Genomic DNA, 10,665 nt, shown 5'->3' on the forward strand with positions numbered 1-10,665 from the left:
GACTTAAATAAAGCTGTTTGCTATCAAGACTTGAGTGATATTAAGTTGACCGCTATGTTAAAATCTGCCGACAAGGCGGCGTTTACAGAACTCTTTAACCGTTATAATCGTTTACTCTACGGTCATGCGTATAGAAGGTTGAAAGATAAAGAAGAAGCTCAGGATATTGTACAGGAAGTTTTTTCGTCTCTTTGGGCTAAAAAAGAAATTTTAGCTTTTAATACCAATTTTGGAGGCTACCTTTATACAGCCATACGTCATAAAATACTTAATCTTCTTGCGCATAGACAGATCGAATCGGACTATGTTGATTCCTTGCAAAACTTTCTTGATACGGGATCTGTGCTCACTGATCACTTAATAAGAGAAAAACAGCTAAAAGCCCTGATAGAAAAAGAAATTGCAGCTTTACCCCCAAGGATGCGTCTGGTTTTTGAAATGAGCCGTAACCAACACCTTTCTCATAAGGCTATTGCTGAAGAATTAAATATCACTGAAAGCACAGTGACTGATCAGATAAAAAAAGCATTGAGAATCTTGAGACCTCGTTTGGGAGCTGTACTTTTTATTCTTTTTTAATCCCCGAAATATATTTATCCCCCCTTGCCATTCTTTAACTGTCTTGTTTTTATAAGTCAGTTATCCTCCTGAACGCTATGATAAAAAAAGATGCAAAAGAATTATTGAAGAAGTATAGCTTTGGTACCTGTAATCCTGAAGAAAAGGCCTGGCTGGAAACCTGGTATCTGGACTGGAAGAAAGAAGACGAACTCAATTTATCGGAAGAAGCATTTGAAGCCGCAGAAAAGATTATGTGGGCTAACCTAAATGGCAGAATGCTTAAAGAAGCAAAAGTTCCTGTAATACAAAGGTTGATATACATTGCTGCTGCTGTTTTTATTTTAGTTTCTGCTGCTGTGCTTTTCTTTCATAATCCTGCTAAAACAGATATCAGTATAAAAACCGGATATACCATAAATGATATTGATCCTGGAACGGACAAAGCAATTTTAACACTGGCTAATGGGAAGCAACTTACACTTGAGGGTACTAAAAAGGGACTGCTGGCTAAAGAAGGAAATTCGAAGATCTTTAAAACTGCAGATGGACATATTGCTTATAATTCTGGCAAAGCATCGGCGGCCTTAGCGGTTTTAAATAAATTGGAAACACCCAAAGGAGGGCAGTTTATGCTAATGTTACCTGATGGCACGCGTGTGTGGCTAAATTCTGCATCTACACTGATATATCCCACTGCGTTTATAGGAAAAGAAAGAAAAGTGAAATTAATAGGTGAAGCCTATTTTGAAGTAGCTAAGAACAAGAAAAAACCATTTATGGTAACTTCTGGTACACAAATTATAGAGGTACTGGGTACGCATTTTAATATAAATAGTTATCCTGATGAGCAAAGCATTAAGACTTCATTACTTGAAGGTTCTGTAAAAGTAACTAATGGCAACAGTTTGGTACAAAAGGTCCTTAAACCAGGAGAAGAATCTGTTATGCAGAAGTCTGATGGTGCTATAGCGGTAAACCAGGCAGATGTGGAAGATGCAGTTGCATGGCAACAGGGGTATTTTCTTTTAAAGAATGAAGATTTGCAAATGATTATGCGCAGAATTTCACGCTGGTACGATGTGCGCGTAGTTTATAAAGGAAGTATTCCGGTTAAGCAATTTGGGGGTATGATATCCCGTTCGAAAAAAATATCAGAAATATTAAAATTACTCGAATCAACAGGATCAGTCCACTTCAAAGTTGAAGGAAAGGAGGTTACTGTGCTAAATTAATCAAACTGAACCTCTTTTGGATGATTCAAAAAAGGCCGGAAGTGTTGAAGCACCCCCGGCAATGGCTTGAATTCCAAAATTTAATAAATGCCTGACAGCAATTAATGATCAAAACTCAAACCAAATAAATGTATGAAATTTAAATTTTACCGGACCTCCAGGGATAAGAAATATCTCCTCTTATCAAAAATTTTTTTAACAATGAAATTAACTGTTATTTTATTGCTGTTTTTTAACTTTAGCCTGAAAGCCAAAGTCTACTCACAAGGTATTTCCATTTCTGAAAGGAATGCACCCATCGAAAAGGTCTTTAAGCAAATCATTAAGCTCAGGTCATATGAAATTGTTTATGATATTGATGTCCTGAAAAATGCGCGTCCCGTGTCTCTATCCTTAAAGAATGCCTCTATAAAACAGGTGCTTGACGAATGTTTTTCTGGTCAGCCGTTTACCTATATAATTATAGATAAAACCATCATTGTGAAGCCTTGGCAAAGTTCCAGGCTCGAGATAACCGTGAATGGCGCACTAAGAGGTAAAATAACAGATGCAAAAACCGGCACTCCCATACCGGGGGTTGTACTTAGCCTGGTTAAAGAAAATGTCTCGAAAAAACAATTCAGTACTGATACAAATGGAAGTTATATCATCTCCTCTGTTGCACCAGGCGTATACAAGCTGACGGCTTCGTATGTTGGTTTTACCAGTCAGACGAAGGATGTGACAATTACAGAAGGTAAAACCGCTGAATTGAATTTTGCAATGGCCGAAGAACTAAATCAATTGAGTGACGTGGTGGTGGTAGGTTATGGAACACAAAATAAAAAAGATCTTACCGGTGCAATTACACATATCAGTTCCGATGATTATAAAGATCAGCCTGTATTAAATGCCTCTTCGGCTTTACAGGGAAGGGTGGCAGGTGCTGTCGTAACCAATAGTTCTGGAGCACCAGGAGGACAGGTTAAAATAAGGATCAGAGGTGGAAACTCGGTCAATGCAAGTAATGATCCATTATATGTTGTTGATGGAATAGCATTAACCAGTATTGGTTTACAGGAAATCAATGTCAATGATATTGAGTCTATGGAAATCCTGAAAGATGCGTCTGCTACTGCTGTTTACGGATCCAGGGGAGCAAACGGAGTGGTCATCGTAACTACAAAAACGGGTAAATCCGGAATAGTGAAAGTAGATTATAATAGTTTTATCGGCTTTAATAAGCCAATGAAGCAATATGATTTAATGGATGCCGTAACTTATGGAAAACTAGCCAATTTAATTGCTGGAGGCACCGTAGTTAAAAATCCAGAATCATACGCAGGTAAAACCACAGACTGGCAAAAAATGATTTTTAGTAATGCTATTACACAAAGTCATCAGCTTTCGGTTTCAGGTGGAACAGAAAAGTCTAAATACTATATTTCGGGATATTATACTGATCAGCAAGGCTTGCTGGTGAACAGCAGCCAGAAAAAATTCAGCCTGAGGTCTAATCTCGATACTAAAATTACAGAGAAAATCAGCTTAGGTCTGAACATCTTTGCAGAGCGTATTAATTCACATAATAACGGCGATATTGGGTCTAAAGGGAATGCAGTAATGGGAGCCCTAACCTGGGCACCCACGGCACCAGTATTTACTGACGCAGATGGATTGTTATATAACCGTACAGCCATATCCCCAATATGGACCAATCCTTACATGAATATCAAAGAGGCGGATAATGATATCTTTAATAATGTAGCTATTTTTAATGGCAAGGCTAAATATCTAATTACAGATTGGCTTTCCTTAACCGTTAATGCCGGATTGGACCTTTCAAATGCAAGAACAGCTTTTTTGAGGAATAATTGGATTACCCCAGGTAATATGGGGTCTGGACAGGCTGCAAGTGAAAATTATACCTTTCAAAACAGTAATGTTTTAACCTTTCACAAACTATTTGCTCAAAAACATGATTTAACAGCCACTTTACTAGCTGAGAATACCTCAAGCACATATAACAATTTTGCCGCCAATGGGTCTGGTTTAACCACCACTTCCAACAGTTATTACAACCTGGGGCTTAATGGTTCCCAAAATATTTCATCGGGATATACCAATTCGTCTTTGTTATCTTTTATGGGCAGGGTGGCTTATTCATATGGAGGTAAATATTTATTGACCGCTTCAGTAAGAAGAGATGGCTCATCTAAATTCAGTGATGGAAATAAATGGGGAACTTTTCCTTCTTTAAGTTTGGGCTGGAAACTATCTGAAGAGTCTTTCATCAAGGATTTAAATCTTTTCTCTGACTTGAAATTACGAGGGAGCTGGGGTAAAACAGGTAACCAGGGTATAGCGCCCTACAGTACATTAGGTTTAATGACACCCGCACAGTATTCTTATGGAAGTTTAACAACCTACCAGGGCTATGTTTTAGGAAATCCGCAAACACCAAACGTGAAATGGGAAACTACCAACCAGACCGATCTCGGATTGGACGCCAGCTTTTTCGGCAACCGTTTAAACCTGACCGCAGATTTTTACAATAAAAATACTACTGGGTTGTTGTTGTTTACACAGATCAGCAATTACGATGGAGGAGGTTCTTTATTGAAAAATATAGGGGAAGTAAATAATAAAGGATTTGAACTGATGATTGATGCGACCCCCGTAAAAACAGCAAATTTTAGCTGGTCAACCCGGTTAAATGGCTCTATAAACCACAATAAGGTGATTAGCCTTGGGGGAGATGACATTATATTCAGGGATAAGATTGGCGGTGGGCTCATTAACACCAACATTCAGGCAGTTAAAGTTGGCGAGCCACTAGGTTCCTTTTATCTGATTCCATGGAATGGTGTGTACAGTACAGATGACCCATCCATGGGTTTCAAAGCCGGCGATAATAAGTACACCGATGTAAGTGGTAATCATAGTATAGGATATGAAGACAGGGTAATTGCTGGCTCGGCTACACCGACCTTTCAATGGGGTTTTAACAATAATTTTGTATACAAGAATTTTGAGCTGAATATATTCATTCAGGGTTCCCATGGTAATAAGGTGTTTAACGCTACTTACGCAGCTACTGCCGTGCCGACAAGTGATGTAGCTTACCCAACGCTTGCAGCAGCAGCCAATTACTGGACACCTCAAAATACAGGATCGGTTTGGGCAAATCCCATCAGTACCACCGGTAGGAGGTATGTGGAATCTACTCAATTTTTACAGGATGGTGGTTATATAAGAGTTAAGAATATCAGTCTGTCTTATTCGCTTTCAAAAACATTGCTGCATAGCCTCCGCAATGCAAAATTCACAGTAAGTGCTCAAAACTACTTGACTTTTACAAAATATAAAGGATATGATCCTGAAGCCACCTCTACCTCTTCTTCCAGCGATGCAGATGGAGGTATTGATATGGGGGCTTACCCATCGGCAAAAACGATTACCCTTGGACTAAATGTAGGTTTTTAAGCTTTAAAATTATAAAAATGGTAGCATGCGATACCTTTATTACCATTAAAAAAATTATATAACGATGAAAAAATATCTTGTAATTATATCTGCAATACTATTGGTATCTGTGATTTCCTGTAAAAAAGGGTTTTTAGAGGAAGATCCAAAAGGAAGCATTCTTCCCCAAACTTTTTATAAAAGTTCTGAGGATTTAAACCAGGCTACTCTTGGCATAGCAATGATCTTTAACGGGGCATGGAACCAGACAGGTGGCCTTGCAACAACTTACGGGAGTGATGACGTAACGGTATTCAGGGGAGGAAATAAACTTGGATTTTCCGATTTTGACAGTTTTCAAGCCAACTCATCTAATGATAGAATGACAAATTGGTGGAATTATTTTTATAAAACCATTAAATCTTCCAATTCCTTAATTCAGAATTATCCGGGTGCCACAGAAGCTACGCCAACAGAAAGAAATAATGCTGCTGGTGTAGCCTATTTTTACAGGGCGATCAGCTATTTTTTTCTAACACGTACCTGGGGAGCTGTGCCCCTAATTACAGAGCCCTCTATTGAAAACAATCGCCCGAACGTGCAACCTCAGGAAATTTATACCCTGATTGTTTCCGATTTGCAAAAGGCAGAAACCATGTTGCCAGATAACTGGACTGGGGTAAGAAATCAAAATGGAGTCAATATTCAGCCTACCAGAGGTTCAGCTAAAGCGTTGTTGGCAAACGTGTATCTAACCATGGCGGGCTGGCCGCTTAAACAAAGTGATAAATATGCTTTGGCTGCAGTTAAAGCCAAAGAAGTAATGGATAACAAAGCAACCTGGGGATTCCAGTTGTTGCCTAATTTTGCCGATGTTTTTGCAAAGGAAGGTAAGTTTAATCATGAAGCTGTATTTGGTTGTTATTACAATAATCAGGCACCAGGTTCGGCATGGGAAAATGGAAGTCAGATGGGCCCGCTGACCACTATGGCCGGAGAAGAAGGCGGTTGGGATGAAGTATATGGAGAAATCAGTTTTTATAACAATTTTCCGGCCGGTCCAAGAAAAGAAGCCACCTACCAGAGTGTTTATTATTTAAATAATAACCCCAACACCGCTGTTAATTATATGGGTTTGCTACATAAGCATCCTTATTTTATGAAATACATAGATGATATTTCGTATGATAAAGCAACTCATAAGGCAAATGACTGGTGGGGAAGTCATACCATATTTATCATCCGCTATGCCGAAGTACTGTTAACCTATGCAGAGGCAAAAGCGATGTCTTCTGCTCCAGATCAAAGTGCTTATGACGCGATTAATGCAGTGAGAACCAGGGCTGGTCTGGCCAACTTAACCCCAGGTTTGCCTCAAATGGCTTTCCGGGATGCAGTTATAGCGGAGAGAGGTTGGGAGTTTGCAGGTCTGGAACCAGCTTCAAGATGGTTTGACCTAATCAGGACAGAGACTGTCGGGAAAGCGAATTCAAATAGGGATGTTTCAGAAGTCGCACTTGCAGCTGTACCAAATGATGCTTCACATACTTTTTATTGGGCACCATTGCCAGTGGTGAAATAAGCCTTGAATTAACCAAATCTATATACACTAAATCTAAACAATTATGAAAATTAATTTTTATGCTGTTGCCTGGGCATTAGTTATGGTAGCAAGTATGGCAAGTGCGTGTAAGAAAAATCTAAGTGTGACTAAGGAAGATTCAACCAATCTTTCCAAAACTACCGTAAACAGAACGGTATCCAGCTATAGGCTGGTCTGGTCGGATGAGTTTAATACTGTTGGGTTGTTTGACACGGCTAAATGGACATTTTGTCCAAGAGGGAACCCCGCATGGACTAAATATTTAACTTCGACATCTGATTATGCATACCAGGATGGTAGTAATTTAGTGCTGAAAATGGATAATGCAGTTATAGCTGGTGATAATGTTACTTATCATTCTGGTGGTGTTCAAACTTCCACTAAATTTAGTATGAGGTATGGGAAGGTCGAAGTTAGAGCAAAATTTAAATCGGGTCAGGGCTCGTGGCCAGCTATCTGGATGATGCCTGAAACACCTGTTGCCTATGGAAATTGGCCAAACAGTGGAGAGATTGATATCATGGAGCATATTAATTACGAAACGGTTGTTCACCAAACTATACATGATGGATTAGTGACCAATTCAAGTGGTGGTAGTTCTGCTACCCATACCGCTACTTATAACACCACAGATTACAATATCTATGGTATTGTATGGAGTCCTACTTCCATTGAGTTTTACGTAAACGATGTACTTCAGTATACCTATTCTAAGGCCACCAATGCAACGTCACAGCAATGGCCTTTTGATAAGCCTTTTTACTTAATCTTAAATCAATCTGGAGGGGCTGGATGGCCAGGAGCTATTACAAATACAGATCTTCCTTTTAATATGCAGGTAGATTGGGTAAGGATTTACAAAGGACAGGAACTCGTGAATACCGGGTTTGAAACCGGCGCCCTGACACCCTGGGCAGCTTGGAACCCTGCGGGTGGCAGTACTGCAATAACTACCTCAAATGCAAGGACCGGTACTTATGCTGTGCTGGAACAAGGGAGTGAGACCTCATTGGAACAAGTAGTTACTGGCTTACTTCCAAATACTACTTATACATTTGGGGGATTCGGTAAAGTGGCGACGGCGGGGCAATCGGTAATGATAGGTGTTAAAAATTATGGAGGTTCAGCAGTAAATACCTTAATCACCAGTACAACTTATCAGGAAGGCGCTGTTACTTTTACCACTGGTGCTACAAATACTTCTGCTACGGTATATTTTTATAAACCGACTGCTGGAACGGCTTATGGAGATGATTTCTATGTAAATAAACTCTAAAATGAAATCGGGGCGTTGTTTTTTTCTGAACAGTGCCCCGTTTTGTATTCTAATGAGACATTTTTTAATTGGCTTTCTGTTCCTGCTATCTTTCAATGACCTGTACGCGCAGGATCTTGGAGAAAGGGTAAAGTTATCGCTCCTTACGGGTCTTCAACAAGAGCATTTTCAATGGTCTATCGCTGGAAATATGGATGGGCAAAATCCAAATGTATATTCAGAGTTAAAATGGAAAGCTATTAAAAGCCGTAAAATTGGTGTTTCTTTGGAACTGCTTTTTTTTAAGCGGTTTTTATTTCTGGGTAATTATGACCATACTTATATCCATTCAGGGAGGGCCTATGATATGGATTATCATGGAGATGATCGAACTTCAGTTATCTATGCAGAGGGTTTTGATGCCAGTACGGGGAATGCATATTCCTGGAAAACGGGTATAGGTTATGATCTTGTGAAAAAAACAAAATTTAGCCTTAAGCCCTTTTTAGGTTTTGGAATAAGCCATCAGTTATATTCTGTCCTGGATTATAGCGGAAAATTTGGTCTATTGAATAGTAGTTACAATGCAGTTTGGAAGGGGCCTTTTATAAAGATTAACTCCTCAGCGGGCTTAATAAGGAATGTTAATCTGGTATCTGGGGTAGCTTATTCTCAAGTTAATTTTAATGGAAAGGGCAATTGGAATTTGATTGAAGCTTTTAAGCACCCTGTAAGTTTCAGACAAGGGGCTAGGGGGTATGGAATAGAAGCTAGTAGTGGATTATTGATTTTCCTTACACGAAAAATTGGTTTCAATATCGGAGCAGACTATTTTAGATGGGTAACAGGAACAGGAGTTGATGAACTTTATTTAGCTACAGGTGAAAGTGATAAAACCCGATTTAATGAGGCTACAAGAGAGGGGCTGAGTTTGCATATTGGGGTATTTAGTGGATTTAGTTTAAAATGAGGTGCTATAGGGAAAGTACAACCGGATGCAAATATTCCAAAAATACACTCCCAGGCAAATGTGGAATTTATAATTTCTTAATGGTGTATATTTGGGGGAAAGTGGCTCTTCGTCAATTTTGGTAAAAACATAAATAATAATTACACGTTTACTCTTCTGTTCTCTTTGGAAAAAATTATGCTGACATTTCACTTTTCAAATACAACCAAATCACATCTGTGGCATCCAGATGTGATTACAGATACAAACAATACACCTGTGTGGCTGGACCTACTTAATCCAACCGATGAGGAACGCAGTCAGGCCGAGCTGATTCTTGGTGGCAAATTGCCGGTGCGAGAACAAATTAGTGCCATTGAATTATCCAGCCGGCTCAAATCTGCCAACGACACATTGCGGTTAAATATTCCCGCGTTTGTACCTGCAGAATCTAGCCAGGGTTCCTTAACACCCCTTGGTTTCGTGCTTACTCCCAACCTACTGGTGTCTGTGCGTTACGGTGAATCCCTGGCCTTTAAGCACCTGGCTGAGAGCATTGACGGTGATCTATCAAATAATAGTAGCATAGATATTTTCATTGAGCTGATCGAAGCAATTGTTAACGTGGCGGCCGACAGCATGGAGGCCGTTGGAAGTGAACTGTCCACGCTATCGAGTACGATCTTTTCCAATGCTGTATTCTGCCATGCGGAAAGCCATGTTTTTCTCATTGTCGCGCTGGTACTCAATGTGGAGTTCGCTGATATTTGAAACGAAACAGCTAACAAAGAGAAATTTTATCCAAAAATGCACGGAAAAAATGGGGGGACCTTTGCCAATGAAATTGGAGATCAGGAACAAAGTTATATTAATGAGATTATCAGAACTGAGGCGTTGAAGGAAATTTATCTGGCCATTCAAAACTTACCTACCAATGTAGTAAAATTGTTTCCATGAGTTACATAGAGGGCTTCAAAAATGAGGAGATTGCTGAGAAGATGAGACTTTTTGTTCAAACAGTTAAAAACCAAAAAAAACAGCGGATTGTCTATTTTAAGAATGAGATTGTCTTCAGAGCATTTTATGGTTTTTGTGTTGCTGTCTCATCAGATATTAGGTTAGGTGAGCCGATTGAATTAAACTAGCCGTAAGTGACCCTACTTTTTTTATCCGTTTTTCCAGGCATCGGAGCTACCTCATATTTGCAATTCCATTCTTTGATGCTTTCTAAAATTGGCAAGAAAGCCAAGCCTTTCTCAGATAATTTATATTCTACCCTCGGCGGCAGTTCCTTATAGGCCAATCTTTCCAGCAATCCATCTTCTTCCAACTCTTTGAGTTGCTCGGCCAGGACTTTTCTTGAAATGAGCGGAATGATGGAATCCAGCTGTCCAAAACGAACGGTACGGGTGCCGATCACGTTGATGATGATTGGTTTCCATTTATTACCAATCGTGCCGATCGCTCTCGTAAAGGAGCAATTCGAAGCGCAAAATCTCTCGTCTCTCATATTCTTAAAATTTGTAGTTACCCAGCGGTAACCAGAATAAACTGTGTTAGTTACAAATATAAACTATTGATAGTAACTTTGAGAAACAAATTTGAAATATTAAAAATGGAT

The 10,665-nt window shown here is 39.4% G+C and carries 10 protein-coding genes; 9 read left to right on the forward strand and 1 reads right to left on the reverse strand.

The genetic code is table 11. From position 1 onward, the window contains the following. The 9 genes from DBR11_RS19175 to DBR11_RS19210 form a co-directional block, all read left to right on the forward strand. Positions 1-579: RNA polymerase sigma-70 factor (locus DBR11_RS19175; protein ID WP_369974445.1), on the forward strand; the 579-nt coding region annotated here is incomplete at its 5' end. Between the two features lie 77 nt (positions 580-656). Then, a complete protein-coding gene (locus DBR11_RS19180) occupies positions 657-1,793 on the forward strand; it encodes a FecR family protein (protein ID WP_108554242.1) in 1,137 nt (378 codons plus the stop codon). Positions 1,794-1,994: 201 nt separating this feature from the next. Beyond that, entirely contained in the window at positions 1,995-5,258 is a 3,264-nt protein-coding gene (locus DBR11_RS19185) for a TonB-dependent receptor (protein ID WP_158275332.1), read from the forward strand. Between the two features lie 64 nt (positions 5,259-5,322). Further along, positions 5,323-6,819, forward strand: coding sequence for a RagB/SusD family nutrient uptake outer membrane protein (locus DBR11_RS19190; protein ID WP_108554244.1), 1,497 nt, complete (start codon positions 5,323-5,325; stop codon positions 6,817-6,819). 43 nt (positions 6,820-6,862) lie between these two features. Next, the gene (locus DBR11_RS19195) at positions 6,863-8,116 is read left to right on the forward strand and encodes a family 16 glycosylhydrolase (RefSeq protein WP_108554245.1); all 1,254 of its coding nucleotides are present in this window, start codon (positions 6,863-6,865) and stop codon (positions 8,114-8,116) included. A gap of 52 nt (positions 8,117-8,168) precedes the next feature. After that, positions 8,169-9,065, forward strand: a complete 897-nt coding sequence (locus DBR11_RS19200; protein WP_108554246.1) for a hypothetical protein — start codon at positions 8,169-8,171, stop codon at positions 9,063-9,065. Between the two features lie 177 nt (positions 9,066-9,242). Next, the gene (locus tag DBR11_RS19205) at positions 9,243-9,815 is read left to right on the forward strand and encodes a CorA family divalent cation transporter (RefSeq protein ID WP_108554247.1); all 573 of its coding nucleotides are present in this window, start codon (positions 9,243-9,245) and stop codon (positions 9,813-9,815) included. A gap of 36 nt (positions 9,816-9,851) precedes the next feature. Continuing rightward, complete coding sequence (locus DBR11_RS29675; RefSeq protein ID WP_158275333.1) at positions 9,852-10,001, forward strand: hypothetical protein; 150 nt, start codon at positions 9,852-9,854, stop codon at positions 9,999-10,001. Further along, entirely contained in the window at positions 9,998-10,189 is a 192-nt protein-coding gene (locus DBR11_RS19210; RefSeq protein WP_108554248.1) for a hypothetical protein, read from the forward strand. The genes DBR11_RS29675 and DBR11_RS19210 overlap by 4 nt, the downstream gene beginning before the upstream one ends. Here the strand turns inward: DBR11_RS19210 and DBR11_RS19215 are convergent. After that, positions 10,186-10,554 carry a helix-turn-helix domain-containing protein gene (locus DBR11_RS19215; RefSeq protein ID WP_108554249.1) on the reverse strand — a complete coding sequence of 123 codons (369 nt, stop codon included), beginning with the start codon at positions 10,552-10,554 and terminating at the stop codon, positions 10,186-10,188. The genes DBR11_RS19210 and DBR11_RS19215 overlap by 4 nt on opposite strands. Positions 10,555-10,665 lie beyond the last annotated feature (111 nt).

It is taken from the genome of Pedobacter sp. HMWF019, assembly GCF_003061025.1.
Classification (GTDB): Bacteria; Bacteroidota; Bacteroidia; order Sphingobacteriales; family Sphingobacteriaceae; genus Pedobacter.